This is a genomic window from Vibrio sagamiensis NBRC 104589 (assembly GCF_007990935.1).
In the GTDB taxonomy this organism is placed as follows: Bacteria; Pseudomonadota; Gammaproteobacteria; order Enterobacterales; family Vibrionaceae; genus Vibrio; species Vibrio sagamiensis.
This window is the reverse complement of the sequence record NZ_BJXJ01000007.1, coordinates 106,042-121,184: the sequence shown is the minus strand read 5'-3', so window position 1 is coordinate 121,184 and position 15,143 is coordinate 106,042. Positions and strand designations below refer to the sequence as shown.

The window sequence follows — 15,143 nt, the reverse complement described above, 5'->3', positions numbered from 1 at the left end:
ATAAAGAGTGTCACCCTTATTTTTATTATCAATTGATGTTTTTTCGGACTATTTATGTATGTTTGAGCTGAAAAAAGTAATATCTACACTACTGATGCCCTTACCCGCGCTGCTCATTATTGGGTTATTGGGACTGATTCTGGTCAGTTTTACCACCAAACGTAAAACTGGGTGCTTCATTATCCTTTTTTCTCTTTCTGGTATTTTTCTCGCTGCATTCCAACCCATATCAAGTAAGTTACTTATGCCGATGGAGCGCGAGTATAAGGCTTTTTTACCCACACAATCGACCGTAGATTACGTGATGGTGTTAGGTAATGGCCATGTGGTGGATGATGAACTCCCTCCCACATCGCAGCTAAGCCGAACAGCATTAATGCGTCTTGCTGAAGGGATTCGAATCTTACGAATGTACCCTGGAGCCAAGCTGATTCTCTCTGGTTATGCGGGCGGCTCTAAAGTTAGTCATGCGAGAATGATGGCCAATGTGGCTCTCGCTCTCGGCGTTTCAAAATCTGATATCATATTACTAGAAGATGCTAAAGATACTTGGGAAGAAGCTCGCCAGTCTGCTGCATTTGTTAATCAAAAAAAGGTCGTTCTAGTCACTTCTGCAAGCCACATGAAACGTGCTATTTCTGAGTTTAATGCCGCTGGGATTACACCGATACCTGCACCAACTAATTTTTTGGCGATAAAAGAGATTGACCAACCTTGGCAAAAATATGCGCCAAGATCGCATTATTTAGAACAAACGGAACTCTACTGGCATGAATCCCTTGGTGCTTTTTGGCAGTATTTACTAAAGAAGATCGGCTACACTGAACATTAATTACCAGAACAGCAACACAGAAATCTAATTTTTAAGCAAGATTTCCAAAAAAGGAGAGCAAAGGCTCTCCTTATGTAAATATCATCTTAAAGACAACATTTAATCCCCGGCAAACATATAACCTTCACCATGAACTGTCACAAAAATCTGTGGATTCTTAGGATCAAACTCCATTTTTGCTCTCATACGCCTGATTAATACATCAATAGTACGATCATTAGGAGCATCCACTCGATGACTGATCATGTTCAAAATTTGATCTCGACTCAGCACTTGATTAGGATGTGAAGACAAAGCAACAAGCAACTCATACTCAGCTTTTGTGAGTTTAACAGGCTCCCCATTACGACTTAACGCACGGCGCTGAATATCAAAGGTCCATTCACCAAAGCGAACAACGTGAACATCATTAGTTTCCATAGCAGATTTTTGTGATCCACCACGAGCAGCAGAGATACGCCATAATAAGTTTTTAACTCGAACCAAAAGCTCCCTAAGTTCAACTGGTTTTGTAACGTAATCATCAGCCCCCATTTCAAGGCCAACAATCTTATCAATACTATCAGTTCGTCCTGTTACCAATACAATACCAATGTCAGATTGACTGCGTAATTCCCTAGTCAACATAAGACCATCTTCACCAGGCAAATTAATGTCTAACATTATCAGGTCAACGCCCCCCCCTTGAAGCACTTCGCGCATTTCTGCACCACTCGCTGCTTCACTCACCTTGTAGCCTTCATTTTGGAAATAACCCGTTAATTTGCTGCGAGTTACAACATCATCTTCTACGACTAATACGTGATAGTTCATGTACACCACTTCTGTTTTTATTATTTTCAAATGTCTATTCTATTCATATTCCGTAACACTTCTAGTCATAAATCACTTAAAGTATAAAAAATCACGATCCTATTGGCATCAGTTACATCCAAAATTCAACTCAAAGTGTTGAATATAAAACATTCTCCTGATTTATCATTTAAAAGCCAAGGTACATATTTTCATTATTTACCTGAACACTTTCTTAACCTATCCCTCAATAAACATAACATTTATTATTATTTGGACATTTTGTCAGCATTTGGATATATCTTATTTATCTGCACTTAACCTTGATTCTGAATATAGAACTTCAAAGAAAATTAGGTATACAATTTACCCGGGATCATTAAGGAGTAATAAAATGCAAGACATCCAAGCTTTCAATGAAAAACGTGCAGAAATCTACTGGTGGTTTTCAAGCCTTTTCGCCAAAGAGCTCACTCAAAAAGAACTTGATACTTATCATGGTGTCGAAATACGAAGCTTCTTAACTGGACTTGGTAGTAACGAATCACTCAAGCCATCAATTTCTCTCGTTGTTGATGCACTTAACCGTCTACAAGAACGCGAAGATGCCCAACTTGAACTAGCTGCTGACTTTTGCGATCTGTTTCTAAAAACAGAGAAGTATGGTGCACTCCCTTATGCTTCAATGTATATCGGTGAGTCCGGTTTGCTTAATGATAAACCTGCAGAAAATATCGAAAAACTGATGGCTGATTTCGGCGTTGAAGTCGATAAAAACTTAAAAGAGCCAGCTGACCATCTTGCCATTGAGCTTGATTTTCTCGGCAATATGATAATCCGCACCAATGAAGAAACATGCGAACAGAAAATAGAACAAGCATTTTCAGATCAAAATGACTTTATTCAACAACATTTATTAAGTTGGTTGCCGCAGTTTGATGCTAAATGTCAAAAGTTTGATGAATTTGGCTTCTATAGCAGCATTTCTCAATTACTCATTTCATTTTGTAAACTAGACAGCACCTACCTTATTGGTGAATAATTAGTGGTAGTTTTATGGAGCTTATTCATTTAAGCTCCTATTTGTTCACTCATTCACCGTTAACTTGATAGCAAAATCACGTTAAGCAGATTAAATTATGACTTAATCCATGCAAATTCATCGCTGAAAATATTGCCAGTGCACTGACACACGTCTAAAATGTGAGCGCAATCGATTAAGTATAAGTAAACCGCTACTTATAAGCGGTTTTGTTTTTATCCATTCGTCTAACGAATTTTATTCTTTATAAAACAAATAGATAATTAGTTACCAATAGATAGTTCAACTCAATCCTAGACCGAGCGCTAAACACACAGACGAAAGGGAGTAGCCCCATTGCTTTTCTGTGGTTTAGATAGCCAACGACTATTATTGCTTATCGCTAGAACGTTTTTCGAAGATGGATAGCCCGATACAGGATTTCATTTATGGCCACAATCAAAGACGTAGCTCGTTTAGCCGGCGTTTCTACTACCACTGTTTCTCATGTAATCAATAAAACACGGTTCGTTGCAGAAGCAACCCAAGAGAAAGTGATGAAAGCCGTTGAGTCTCTCAATTATGCACCAAGTGCGGTAGCTCGTAGTTTGAAATGTAACACTACACGTACTATTGGTATGCTTGTCACTCAATCAACCAACCTGTTTTTCTCAGAAGTCATTGACGGTGTTGAAAGTTATTGCTACCGCCAAGGATACACTTTGATTCTTTGTAATACTGGTGGCATCTATGAAAAGCAACGCGACTATATCCGTATGCTTGCTGAAAAGCGTGTTGATGGGATTTTAGTCATGTGTTCTGATTTGACCGAAGAGCTAAAAGAAATGCTCGATCGTCACCCTGACATCCCAAAAGTGGTTATGGATTGGGGCCCAGAAAGCTCGCAAGCTGATAAAATAATAGATAACTCAGAGGAAGGTGGCTATATAGCGACAAAATTCCTTATCGATAATGGTCATACTGATATTGCCTGTCTAAGTGGTCACTTTGATAAAGCGGCTTGTAAAGAGCGCATTGCAGGATTCAACCGTGCCATGGTGGAAGCTAACCTAGCAGTAAACAGCGAATGGATGATTGAAGGTAACTTCGAATGTGATACCGCTGTTTTAGCTGCGGATAAAATTACAGCAATGAAGAACCGACCAACGGCTGTTTTCTGCTTCAATGACACTATGGCATTAGGCTTAATGAGTCGCCTTCAACAAAATGGCTTTAAAATACCTGATGACATTTCCATTATTGGTTATGACAATATTGAATTGGCGGAATACTTTTCTCCACCCCTAACGACCATTCACCAACCCAAACGCCGAGTAGGCAAAAACGCCTTTGAAATCCTTCTAGAACGTATCAAGGATAAAGAGCATGAAAAGCGCATATTCGAAATGCAGCCGGAAATAATAATACGAAGCACGGTAAAGAATTTAAAATCAAAATAATTACTGACTATTGCCGAGGCAGTAATGTTCCAAACTGCCTCGACTATTCACTTACATCAAACACCAAAACCGATCACATTATACTAACAATTCTGCTTGAATATGCTTTCTTAAAATCTTTAGAAAGCATTATCAATGCAACAATTGAATTGTTAATATGTCCTCCCTTTAAAATGATAATTATAACTAAAACCAATGTTATCATCAGTTTTCTTGAAAATTTCAATACAGATTTTATATTAGTCAATAGAGCCAAAGCCAACCATCAATATGCATCAGTTTTTATACAAACGAGTATATTAGCTGAAGCAGTATCACATTTTTTTATTTACAATGTGATGTTAATTCAAGATACAAAGTATCCTCAAGATTGTCACGCACAGGGCAAACTATTTGAAAGAATAGGACGCAAAGCTTCCGGCCTTAAGCACTGATTTTTCAAGTGGAAGGTAGCGGGGTTACCGATGGCAAGCAGGCTGCAATCGAATACCTTTTATAAGCTTGCATGCTTGTAATTGCTTAACTCTCGGACCTGACTTTTGGTGGCGTAATACTAATTACACCGAGATAACAGATCATGGACAAACCGATACTCAAAGATTCAATGAAGCTATTTGAAGTACTTGGCAAGATCAAGTCACGTTCAATGTTTGGTGGTTTTGGACTGTTTGCTGATGAAACAATGTTTGCACTCATTGTCAACAATCAGCTTCATATAAGAGCAGACCAACAAGCTTCATCACACTTCGAAACTCAAGGACTCAAACCTTACGTCTACAAAAAACGTGGCTTTCCTGTTGTTACGAAATATTATGCAATTTCTAATCAGCTTTGGGAATCCCCCCAACGTTTACTTGAAGTGGCCGGTCAATCTTTAGCGACGGCTCAAAAAGAGAAACAACAGCAAGCAATAACTAAACCAAACCGCTTGAAAGACCTTCCTAATTTGCGTTTAGCAACAGAGAGAATGTTAAAAAAAGCGGGCATCGATTCGGTAGAGCAACTTGCAGAAGAAGGCGCATTGAATGCTTATAAAGCCATTCAGGACACGCATTCATCTAAAGTCAGTTTAGAGCTTTTGTGGGCTCTTGAAGGGGCAATAAATGGAACACATTGGAGTGTCATTCCCCATTCAAGAAGAAACGAACTCATGAATTCGCTTATGCTTTGAATATCGCCAAAAAAACAACAAACGCGGTCTCATCAAACCGCGTTTTTATTTGTTAAGAGTATTCCCAATGGTCTTTATCTAAGTTTGGAAATAGCGAAATTAAATACACAATAGATTGGTTCTATTTTGTTGCTGAATAAATTCAATAGAGAGGTGATTAAAGTCTTCTGCTCGTTCAACATTACAGACATGACCACAATTAGGAATTTCATATAGAGTACTAAGTTTGTGTACCGCAACCATTTCTTTAACCGGTTTAATGAACATATAATCTTGTTCGCCCATTAGATATAAGGTCGGTATTGGCAGCTCTCTTTCTTTAAAATATTTCATCAGAGGGTTAACATCAGCAGCTAAAATAAACCAACGTTTGAACTCTTTTTGACACAGCTTTTTCGCCTCACGAACAAATAAATGCCTTGATTCTTTCTGGTTTTTTTGAGGCATGACAATATAAGCAAACAGCTTGTATAACCACATATAGGGCATGATGTGTTTGACTAAGTTACCCATATGCACAAGCAGTTGTGAACGCGTATTTAATCGTGTGACCGCTCCACCCAATACCATTGAGCGGACACGCTCAGAAGCCAATTCAGCCAAGTTTCTGACAATAATAGTCCCTAAAGACATCCCAACAAAATGTGCTGATTGAATTTTGAGGTGATCCAATACATGAACAATATCTTTAGTCACATCAGAAAAAGTGTAGCGGTTGGTGATTAACTCTTTAAGTAGCTGGTTTGATTGACCATGACCTCTTAAGTCAATCAACAACAAATTAAAATGTTGCTTATATGCTTTAATTTGCTTAAACCATATTGATGAACTGCCACCAGCCCCATGCACAAATACCACCCACTCACGACTGGTTGAGTGCAAATACGTTTTATGAAAGAGAATTGGTTGAGTCATCGCTTATTGTTCAAAAAGTGGGCAGTATGATATTTGTATAGCATAAGGTATATCTTAACACATACCTTAGTTAATACATACACAACCTAATGACCAAAAGATGTCTGGTTCAGAGCGAGCTCGCTGAACATAACATCTTGAGATGACTGGATATATGTCCAAAAATTCACAAGGCAGCCAATGAGGTGCCTTGTGAACAACAACAAGCCCTGATCAATTGTCATCAAGCAGGCTTGAGTAAAGCCGCTTTATACAGCTGTACATACTCTTTTGCAGCACAATCCCAATTGAACCTTTGCTGCATCGCATAAAGCTGAACACGGGTCACTTCTTCTTTATTTTGACTGTACAGCAGTAGTGCTCTTAGCATAACAAGTAATAACGCTTGCGAAGTAGGCTCTGCAAATACAAAACCTGTTGCCAATGCTGGGTCCGCATCATAGTCATTGACTGTGTCTTTTAAACCACCAACACCTCGGACAATAGGGAGACAACCATAGGCCATACTATAAATCTGGTTCAAACCACAAGGTTCAAATTCAGAAGGCATAAGAAAGAAATCCGACCCTGCTTCGACTAAATGCGCCAATTCATTGTCATAAGCTTCGACAAACACAAACTTGCTCTTATATTCAGTTGCAATGGCCTTTAATTGCTCCGCTAAAGTGGCTTCACCTGTTCCTACAATGACTAATTGAACATCATGCTTTAGGAATTCTCTCAGCACAGGCAGCAAGTATTGGAGACCTTTTTGCTGTGTTAAACGACAGACCATACCAAACATCGCACAATCGGCTACGTTCATATTCAGCTTAGTTTGCAAAGCAGCCTTACAAATACGTTTTCCTTCCATCATACTGTCATAATCGGCTGCATAATAGACTGGTAAATACTTGTCATTTTCGGGGCTCCAACTACTGTAATCGCAACCATTGAGGATACCCACTAGATCATCTGAACGCCGCTGAAACTCCCAAGCCATACCGTGACTGCCAAGCTCTGTTGTCAGTTCCGAAGCATATGTTGGGCTAACCGCATTGATCTTGTCTGCTGTCATCACTCCCGCTTTTAACATCGCAATATGGCTAGTACTTATTGCCGCCAGTGGAACATTACGATTATGAAATTCTGGAAGGCATTGCACATCATCATAGCTAAAGACGCCTTTAAAGACTGCATTGTGTATCGACAAAATACTGCGCGTATTAGCAAAGAAATGACTATCAGCATAACGTTTTTTCAGCAAGAATGGGACCAATCCGGTATGCCAGTCATTGGCGTGAATAATATTCGGTTGGAAACCCAATTTTGGCAACATATCTAAACAAGCCGCACTAAAAAAGGCAAACCGTTCACCATTATCCGTATATGCCTGATTATTTTCCGCATACATTGAAGGACGATCAAAGTACGACGAGCAGGCAATTAAGTAAACTGGGTTATCGCCAAGGTGCAACATAAAAACCTGATAAGCGGTATGCGGCCAGCTATCTAAGGTTGTTTCCAGCACCATTTCGGCTGCAGAAAGATTGGAAATACCAGTATAAGCTGGCATGCAAATTCTCGCATCATGCTGCATATGTTGAAGCGCTTCAGGTAGAGCTTTGGCAACGTCAGCTAAGCCACCACTTTTGATTAGCCCTTCAACTTCTGATGCAACGAATAACACCGAAAGAGGGTTAGTATCCAACACGCGCTCCTTTTGGAATTACTACAATGCCTTCTTCGGAAACATGATAATGCTTTTTGTCGTCATGAAGATTGACACCGATTTGAGTTCCCGGTGCAATATCTGCATTCTTATCAATAATAACTCGACGAAGGACACAACCTTCACCTACTTTAACATCACCTAGAAGAATACTTTCGCTGATGTCACAGGTTGACGCAATGTTACTGCGGAATCCAAGAACGGACTTCTCAATACGCGAGCCTCGAACATAACTTCCATTGCATACTAAACTATCGATAATTTGAACTCGACCATTATCAGAGTCAGTAAAGGTTGCTGGTGGTAATGGTGGATAATACGTGTGCAACGGCCATTTACGATTATATAAGGAGAACGGTGCATCTTTTTCAAGTAAGTCCATATGCGCTTGCCAATAAGCATCAATAGTACCTACATCACGCCAGTAAACTTCCTCTCTCTCTCCAGTAATAAAGTTAGTACTAAAGTCATAAACAAACACATCGCCACGAGGAAACATTTTTGGAATAATATCTTTACCAAAGTCGTGAGAAGAAGCTTCATTATCTGCATCCTCTATCAACTCGGCAAATAGTACTGGTGCTTCGAAGATATAGTTTCCCATAGAAACAAGCGCATATTCTGGATCATCAGGAATAGACTTAGGATTAACGGGCTTTTCTTCAAAACCAATCATACGCCCTTCAACATCCACTTCTATAACTCCAAACTGAGAGGCTTCCGACAAAGGCATGCGTAAGGCAGAAACCGTGAGGGAAGCTTCCTTATCTTTGTGGAAAGACAACATCTGTTGAATATCCATCTTGTAAATATGATCAGAACCAAAAATACATACTTGCTCAGGTTCTGCTAATTCCATAAAACGTAGGTTTTGGTAAATAGCATCAGCTGTCCCTTCATACCATCGTTTACCAGTTCGCATTTGTGCGGGTATTGGGTCAATGAAACGGTCAGTAATACCATTGATATTCCATCCCTTTTTAAGGTGGTGGAAGAGTGATTGAGACTTAAACTGAGTCAATACATAAATACGCATTAGATCTGCATTGACAAAGTTATTAAGTGCAAAATCAATAAGTCGGTAACTTCCTCCGAAAGGCACCGAAGGTTTACTGCGAGATTCTGTTAAAGGCCTTAAACGAGATCCTTCGCCACCAGCAAGAATCATTCCCAAAACACCAGCCATTCGTTATTCTCCATATGCTTATAGCTTGAAATTGTATTACGCTTGATAACGTTTTAGTGGTTATTTCAAGCGAATCCGTTAATAAGTATTCACCGATAGGTTTCTCTGAACCTTCACAGTAATAAAACCATTGCTCAGCATGTTCCTACTCTCATCAGCTATACTCTGATTTCAAGCAAAGGCATACAGTTGCACTCTCTGGCTACTAAGTTATAGAACTAGAACTAAATTACAATTTAAAATATGGCGTTCTGTCACGAATACAGTTGTTGCTTACTCAATACGGTATATTGGTCACATAATCGGAAGATGTAGGTCAACATATTGAAAACATTTTACAAACTCTTTCTCTACAGAGTTTTAGATTTGTGATGAGGTTGGATAAAAGTATGATATCTTGATGAATATCAGATAAGGAAAAATGATATTGGTCGAAAGAATTTTTGAACTTCATTTTTCGAGCGCAAAAGCATTTTTTGCTCAAAATGCCACTTCCTAAAGTTCATAAGGATAACAGTGCGACTCATCATGAGCCTTACGACAACTCAGTTTGGCACATCAACAATAATGTAGGCTTTCATTTTTGATTCTAATCGAGTCAGATAAGATCGCTCGATTAGAATCATCATTAAATTATTTAAAGTTATGATTTCACTTTTTTACGTTTATCAGTCACTTCCCAACGACCATCAACGTACAAAGCAGTCCAACCACTTGGTTTTCCATTCTCTTCAGTACGTACATAATTTTCTTTCGTCTTACGACTAAAGCGAACAACAGTTGGCCGACCATCTGGGTCTGCACTAGGTGCGGTAGCCAGGTACTTAAACTTCTCTGGTAAACGTTCTTCGTATTGCGCTAATTCAGCCACAAGCGGAGCTCGTGTTTCTCTTGATTTAGGGAAGTTACTTGCCGCCATAAATAAACCTGAAGCACCATCACGTAAGACAAAGTAGGCATCAGAGTTCTCACATGGAAGCTCCGGGAAATGAACAGGGTCTTCTTTAGGTGGCGCAACCTCACCATTTTTCAGAATCTTACGCGTGTTCTTACACGTTTCACTCGTACAATCCATATACTTACCAAATCGGCCGTTCTTAAGCACCATATCTGAGCCGCATTTATCGCATTCAACAACAGGCCCGTCATACCCTTTGACTTTAAACTCACCAAACTCAACCAAGTAGCCTTCACAGTTTGGGTTGTTACCACAAACGTGCATTTTACGCTTGTCATCAATCAGGTAAGGGTCCATTGCCGTTTCACAAATTGGGCAACGTTTCTTAGCACGAAGCGCAGCAGTTTCTACGTCTTCTTCGAGAACATTGATGATGCCTTCTTCATCACCTAAGTTAATGGTTGTTTTACAACGCTCTTTAGGAGGCAATGCATAACCAGAACAGCCAAGGAATACGCCTGTAGACGCGGTGCGAATCCCCATAGGGCGTTGGCATGTCGGACACTCAATGTCTGTCATTACGATATGATTCAGCTTCATACCGCCTTCAGCTTCATCCTGTTCCGCTTTTTCTAAGTCACCTGTGAAGTCGGTGAAAAAGTTGTCTAAAACCGACTTCCAGTTCACTTCACCTTCAGCAATCTGGTCTAGTTTCTGTTCCATACGTGCAGTAAAGTCATAGTTCATCAGGTCATTGAAGCTGTCATCAAGACGATCTGATACTATTTCACCCATTTTTTCCGCATAGAAACGACGTTGGTCCACTTTTACATAACCACGATCCTGGATAGTGGAAATAATGGATGCATAGGTAGAAGGACGGCCAATACCACGTTTTTCCAGCTCTTTAACGAGGGCAGCTTCCGTAAATCGTGCAGGTGGCTTGGTAAAGTGCTGCTTTGGCTCTAAGCCTGCCAAATCGAGCATCTCACCCACTTGAACCGACGGTAGTATCGTGTCTTCGTTCTTACCCATTGGGCGCTGTACACGTGTCCAACCATCAAATTTCAGAATTCTACCTTTCGCTTTCAACGTATATGCATTTGCTTTAACGCTGATGGTCGTTGAGTCATATTCTGCAGGTGTCATTTGACAAGCAACAAATTGATTCCAAATCAGCGAGTAAAGTTTATGGGCATCAGCATCAACGCCTTGTAGATCACTTGCTAGCACCTCAACGCTAGAAGGGCGAATCGCCTCGTGAGCCTCTTGTGCGCCTTCTTTACTACCGTAGGTAATTGGACTCGTAGGTAGGTATTTATTACCAAACTCACTGTCAATGTAACTACGAACTGCATCAACAGCTTCAGCACTTAGGTTTGTAGAGTCAGTACGCATATAGGTAATGTAACCCGCCTCATACAGACGCTGAGCCAACATCATGGTTTTCTTAACGCCGTAGCCTAAGCGAGTACTCGCAGCTTGTTGAAGAGTCGATGTAATGTAAGGTGCTGATGGTTTACTTTTCGTTGGGCGGTCTTCACGCTTACATACTTCGTAACTGGCTTTTTCCAATACAGCCATTGCTGATTGGGTTTCCGTTTCGTTAACCGGTTTAAAAGCCACACCGTCTTTTTGCGCCACAAGTAGCTTGAACGGAGTGTTATCTTTGGTGTGAGTATTCGCATGAATATCCCAGAACTCTTCTGGGATGAATGCATTAATTTCACGCTCTCTCTCAACTAAAAGCTTAACGGCAACAGACTGTACTCGGCCAGCGGATAACCCTCGAGCAACTTTTTTCCACAATAATGGAGAGACCATAAAGCCCACAACACGGTCCATAAAGCGACGAGCTTGCTGAGCATTAACACCATCCATATTTAACTCACCTGGCGTTTGGAAAGCTTGCTGGATAGCATTTTTAGTAATTTCGTTAAAAACAACTCGTTTATAACGTTCTTCGTCACCGCCAATGATCTCGCGTAGGTGCCATGCAATCGCTTCTCCTTCGCGGTCCAAATCGGTTGCGAGATAAACAAAATCAGCGTCTTGAGCTAATTTTTGCAGTTCGTTTACAACTTTCTCTTTACCCGGAAGAATCTGATAATTGGCCGTCCAATCGTCGTATGGGTTGATCCCCATTTTCTTGATCAATGCTTTGCGATCTTTTTCTTTCTTGACTCTTGCCTTCTCTTCAGGTGACATGCCTTTTGTCGAAATGGCAGCAGATTTCTTTTCACCTGTGCTTTGACCGGCAGTAGGAAGATCACGAACATGACCAACACTAGACTTTACAATAAAGTCTTTACCAAGGTACTTATTTATCGTCTTTGCCTTGGCTGGAGATTCCACGATAACGAGTGATTTACCCATAACTGACTCTAACGTCCTTACTATTAATGCTTAGCCGCTCAACATAGAGCTAACCGCATAGTGTTCTAATACATTGCTTCTTTTTTTACTATTGTGCGAGATGAGAAGAAGATCAACTGCTTTTTTTAAAATCGGATCCAACTGGTTGACAATTCATCGCTCCAATACCTTATATCAACGTTAAGATTTATGACTTTACCGCTTAATACTACGCAATCATTATTTTCACTCGCTAGTCAAAAACATCAATATTTGCCTTTCATCACAAAATATAACGACGGTACTATGTGAAAGATTTAAGACAAAAGGTGTACAATCTTCGATTTTCATATCAAACTCTATTCTAAATACTCAAATGATTACATGCCTCAAATCACTGGGTATGAGCCATACTGCCTTTAAGTCATCAGTTGAAGAGGAAATTATGCTCCATAAAGAATACATCGAAGAATTCAATCTACTCTTAATTGCAAACCAGCTTTTACAGGAACATGAAGACTATATCGAAGGTATCCGTGCAACAACTGTAGAAGAAAAAGATGAGATACTGATCTTCAAAGGCGATTACTTTTTAGATGAACGCGGCCTACCAACCACCCAAACACCTATAGTATTTAATCTATTTAAATACCTAGCTCACCAACTATCAAAGCAATTCACTCTTACAAAATAACATTCAAGCACCCATTTAGATATGAAGGCGGAGCATGAAAGTGACACTTCGCTTCAAAACAGTATCTCAAGCTCAAAAGTAGTAAAACCCTAGTGTTTGAGCACTAGGGTATAGTAATTAAAGACTTAAGGAAGCTAAACGAGTGAAATAGTCAGGGAAAGTTTTTGAGGTACAGCCAGGATCATTAATTGTTACAGGTGTATTACTCAACGCTACCAATGAAAAGCACATCGCCATACGATGATCATCATAAGTATCAATCGCAGCATGCTTTAACTGCTCAACTGGCTTAACGATCAAATAATCATTGCCCTCTTCGACCTCTGCCCCTACTTTACGTAATTCTGTGGCCATAGCCGATAAACGGTCTGTCTCTTTTACTCGCCAATTGTAGACATTTCGAATCACGGTTGTTCCTTCAGCAAATAGTGCCGTCGTTGCGATCGTCATCGCAGCATCAGGGATGTGATTGTAGTCCATATCGATCCCTTTCAACTCACCGACACGGGCAATCACGTAATCTTCACCCCACTCAATTTCTGCGCCCATTTTTTCGAGAGCATCAGCAAATTGAATATCACCTTGAATGCTATTTTTTCCGATTCCTGTCACCTTTACTTCACCGCCCTTAATTGCGGCAGCTGCTAGGAAATAAGAAGCAGAAGAAGCATCGCCTTCAACAAGAAAATCCCCCGGAGAAACATAGGATTGGCCTGCGGCAATAACAAACTCTTGGTAGTTGTTATTCAATACTTCAACCCCAAATTGCTGCATGATATTTAGCGTAATATCAATATATGGCTTAGAAACCAGCTCACCTTCTATTTTAATTCGTATTTCACCATCAGCTAAAGGTGCTGACATGAGAAATGCGGTTAAAAATTGACTTGAGATAGAGCCATCGATCGATACCGTTCCAGCCTTTAAACCTGTTCCAGTAATTTTTAACGGTGGGTAGTGCTCATTTTCTAAATACTCAATGTCTGCACCAGCGGCTTGTAATGCGCTCACAAGGTGGCCAATTGGACGCTCCTTCATACGAGGCTCACCCGTCAAAACATATTCCCCTTGACCAAGACATAGTGCCGCAGCCAATGGTCGCATCGCAGTACCTGCATTGCCAAGAAACAGTTCAACCTTTTCAGAAACTGAGAATGGTCGACCTAAACCTTCGACGATACACTCTGTTTTATCTTCTGATAATTGATAACTCACACCCAGTTTTGATAACGCATTCAACATATGACGAATATCATCACTATCAAGTAAGTTGGTTAAACGCGTTGAACCTTTTGCTAACGCTGCAAGTAACAAAGCGCGGTTAGAAACACTTTTAGAACCAGGAAGGTTAACTTCCCCTTGAATTTTATTGATCGGCTGTAAGGTTAGGCTTTCCATTAAAACTTAATCATCCTTTTTGCTCATTGTATGTTTTAAGTCAATCGTATGTCTGAAGACCGCGGCATTATTGATACCACTTGATCAGTGTTGTGATTCAAAATGATGAATCGAACGCAGGCCGTATACTAAGAGCGAAATAATTGTTCGTGAAATCAGACTAACGAAAAACACAATACAAAACCAGTACAAATCTAAATTCTGTCATTTAATAAACGATATCTACTCGAACACCATCATCAAAATATAAAATTCGAACATTATCCCCTTGGGTAAACAACATTGTATTATCAACATCTTGAATGACATTGATCAGCTTTCCACTATCCACTTTAATCAGCAATTCCACTAGCTTACACTCAACCGTATACCCATATTGACTTTGATTTCTGGCTATCGCGGCTCCTGCTAATGCTCCAATGGCCGTTGCGACTTGTTTACCTGTCCCACCGCCGAACTGATGCCCAACTAAACCTCCAATTGTCGCCCCTAGTAATGTCTGCCAACCACTTCCTTGAGATTGCTGGATTTCTTTCTTGGTAATGTATCGGACAGAGTCAACTTTCCCGTAGATAACACTATTAACTGGTTTAGCGACATTTCTTTCGTAAGTTGCATTGGCGATAAAGGGCAAAAACAGTATTATCCACAAGTAACGCTTTAAAGCTAAAATTGTTTTGGTCATTATTGGCTCCTATGAACCTTCTATG

The 15,143-nt window shown here is 40.1% G+C and carries 12 protein-coding genes and 1 riboswitch; of the genes, 5 read left to right on the top strand and 7 right to left on the bottom strand.

The window, feature by feature from the left end; genetic code table 11:
- Nucleotides 1-58: 58 nt before the first annotated feature.
- On the top strand, nt 59-832 hold the full coding sequence (gene elyC, locus VSA01S_RS05165; RefSeq protein ID WP_039980799.1) for an envelope biogenesis factor ElyC: 774 nt from the start codon (nt 59-61) through the stop codon (nt 830-832).
- Nucleotides 833-931: 99 nt separating this feature from the next.
- Here the strand turns inward: elyC and torR are convergent, their stop codons facing one another.
- The gene (gene torR / locus VSA01S_RS05160; RefSeq protein WP_039980747.1) at nt 932-1,645 is read right to left on the bottom strand and encodes a two-component system response regulator TorR; all 714 of its coding nucleotides are present in this window, start codon (nt 1,643-1,645) and stop codon (nt 932-934) included.
- A 373-nt stretch (nt 1,646-2,018) separates the two neighbouring features.
- Between torR and torD the strand changes: the two genes are divergently transcribed.
- From torD to VSA01S_RS05145, 3 genes are all read left to right on the top strand, one after another.
- Nucleotides 2,019-2,666 carry a molecular chaperone TorD gene (torD, locus tag VSA01S_RS05155; protein WP_039980749.1) on the top strand — a complete coding sequence of 216 codons (648 nt, stop codon included), beginning with the start codon at nt 2,019-2,021 and terminating at the stop codon, nt 2,664-2,666.
- 428 nt (nt 2,667-3,094) lie between these two features.
- Complete coding sequence (gene purR / locus VSA01S_RS05150; protein WP_039980752.1) at nt 3,095-4,105, top strand: HTH-type transcriptional repressor PurR; 1,011 nt, start codon at nt 3,095-3,097, stop codon at nt 4,103-4,105.
- A 373-nt stretch (nt 4,106-4,478) separates the two neighbouring features.
- A riboswitch (cyclic di-GMP riboswitch) is annotated at nt 4,479-4,571 on the top strand.
- Nucleotides 4,572-4,682: 111 nt separating this feature from the next.
- The gene (locus VSA01S_RS05145; RefSeq protein ID WP_039980755.1) at nt 4,683-5,276 is read left to right on the top strand and encodes a TfoX/Sxy family DNA transformation protein; all 594 of its coding nucleotides are present in this window, start codon (nt 4,683-4,685) and stop codon (nt 5,274-5,276) included.
- A 99-nt stretch (nt 5,277-5,375) separates the two neighbouring features.
- Here VSA01S_RS05145 and VSA01S_RS05140 read toward each other — a convergent pair whose 3' ends face one another.
- The 4 genes from VSA01S_RS05140 to topA all read right to left on the bottom strand — a co-directional run bounded on the left by VSA01S_RS05140 (nt 5,376) and on the right by topA (nt 12,362).
- Nucleotides 5,376-6,191 (bottom strand): alpha/beta fold hydrolase, encoded by an 816-nt coding sequence (locus tag VSA01S_RS05140; protein ID WP_039980757.1) that lies wholly within the window; start codon nt 6,189-6,191, stop codon nt 5,376-5,378.
- 223 nt (nt 6,192-6,414) lie between these two features.
- A complete protein-coding gene (gene glgA, locus VSA01S_RS05135) occupies nt 6,415-7,881 on the bottom strand; it encodes a glycogen synthase GlgA (RefSeq protein WP_039980758.1) in 1,467 nt (488 codons plus the stop codon).
- A complete protein-coding gene (glgC, locus tag VSA01S_RS05130) occupies nt 7,871-9,088 on the bottom strand; it encodes a glucose-1-phosphate adenylyltransferase (RefSeq protein ID WP_039980760.1) in 1,218 nt (405 codons plus the stop codon). Before glgC ends, glgA begins: the two co-directional genes overlap by 11 nt.
- A gap of 643 nt (nt 9,089-9,731) precedes the next feature.
- Nucleotides 9,732-12,362, bottom strand: a complete 2,631-nt coding sequence (gene topA / locus VSA01S_RS05125; RefSeq protein ID WP_039980762.1) for a type I DNA topoisomerase — start codon at nt 12,360-12,362, stop codon at nt 9,732-9,734.
- A 424-nt stretch (nt 12,363-12,786) separates the two neighbouring features.
- Here topA and VSA01S_RS05120 point away from each other — a divergent pair, with 424 nt between their 5' ends.
- Nucleotides 12,787-13,035, top strand: coding sequence for a DUF2498 family protein (locus VSA01S_RS05120; RefSeq protein WP_039980764.1), 249 nt, complete (start codon nt 12,787-12,789; stop codon nt 13,033-13,035).
- Between the two features lie 117 nt (nt 13,036-13,152).
- Here the strand turns inward: VSA01S_RS05120 and aroA are convergent, their stop codons facing one another.
- Nucleotides 13,153-14,433: a 3-phosphoshikimate 1-carboxyvinyltransferase gene (gene aroA / locus VSA01S_RS05115; RefSeq protein WP_039980766.1), complete on the bottom strand. Its 1,281-nt coding sequence runs from the start codon at nt 14,431-14,433 to the stop codon at nt 13,153-13,155.
- A 208-nt stretch (nt 14,434-14,641) separates the two neighbouring features.
- The gene (locus VSA01S_RS05110) at nt 14,642-15,118 is read right to left on the bottom strand and encodes an outer membrane lipoprotein (protein WP_039980767.1); all 477 of its coding nucleotides are present in this window, start codon (nt 15,116-15,118) and stop codon (nt 14,642-14,644) included.
- Between the last annotated feature and the right edge of the window lie 25 nt (nt 15,119-15,143).

Bases quoted from the DNA above. Each gene is read 5' to 3' on its own strand.
- elyC (WP_039980799.1), top strand. From the start codon at position 59: ATGTTTGAGCTGAAAAAAGTAATATCTACACTACTGATGCCCTTACCC.
- torR (WP_039980747.1), bottom strand. From the start codon at position 1,645: ATGAACTATCACGTATTAGTCGTAGAAGATGATGTTGTAACTCGCAGC.
- torD (WP_039980749.1), top strand. From the start codon at position 2,019: ATGCAAGACATCCAAGCTTTCAATGAAAAACGTGCAGAAATCTACTGG.
- purR (WP_039980752.1), top strand. From the start codon at position 3,095: ATGGCCACAATCAAAGACGTAGCTCGTTTAGCCGGCGTTTCTACTACC.
- VSA01S_RS05145 (WP_039980755.1), top strand. From the start codon at position 4,683: ATGGACAAACCGATACTCAAAGATTCAATGAAGCTATTTGAAGTACTT.
- VSA01S_RS05140 (WP_039980757.1), bottom strand. From the start codon at position 6,191: ATGACTCAACCAATTCTCTTTCATAAAACGTATTTGCACTCAACCAGT.
- glgC (WP_039980760.1), bottom strand. From the start codon at position 9,088: ATGGCTGGTGTTTTGGGAATGATTCTTGCTGGTGGCGAAGGATCTCGT.
- topA (WP_039980762.1), bottom strand. From the start codon at position 12,362: ATGGGTAAATCACTCGTTATCGTGGAATCTCCAGCCAAGGCAAAGACG.
- VSA01S_RS05120 (WP_039980764.1), top strand. From the start codon at position 12,787: ATGCTCCATAAAGAATACATCGAAGAATTCAATCTACTCTTAATTGCA.
- aroA (WP_039980766.1), bottom strand. From the start codon at position 14,433: ATGGAAAGCCTAACCTTACAGCCGATCAATAAAATTCAAGGGGAAGTT.
- VSA01S_RS05110 (WP_039980767.1), bottom strand. From the start codon at position 15,118: ATGACCAAAACAATTTTAGCTTTAAAGCGTTACTTGTGGATAATACTG.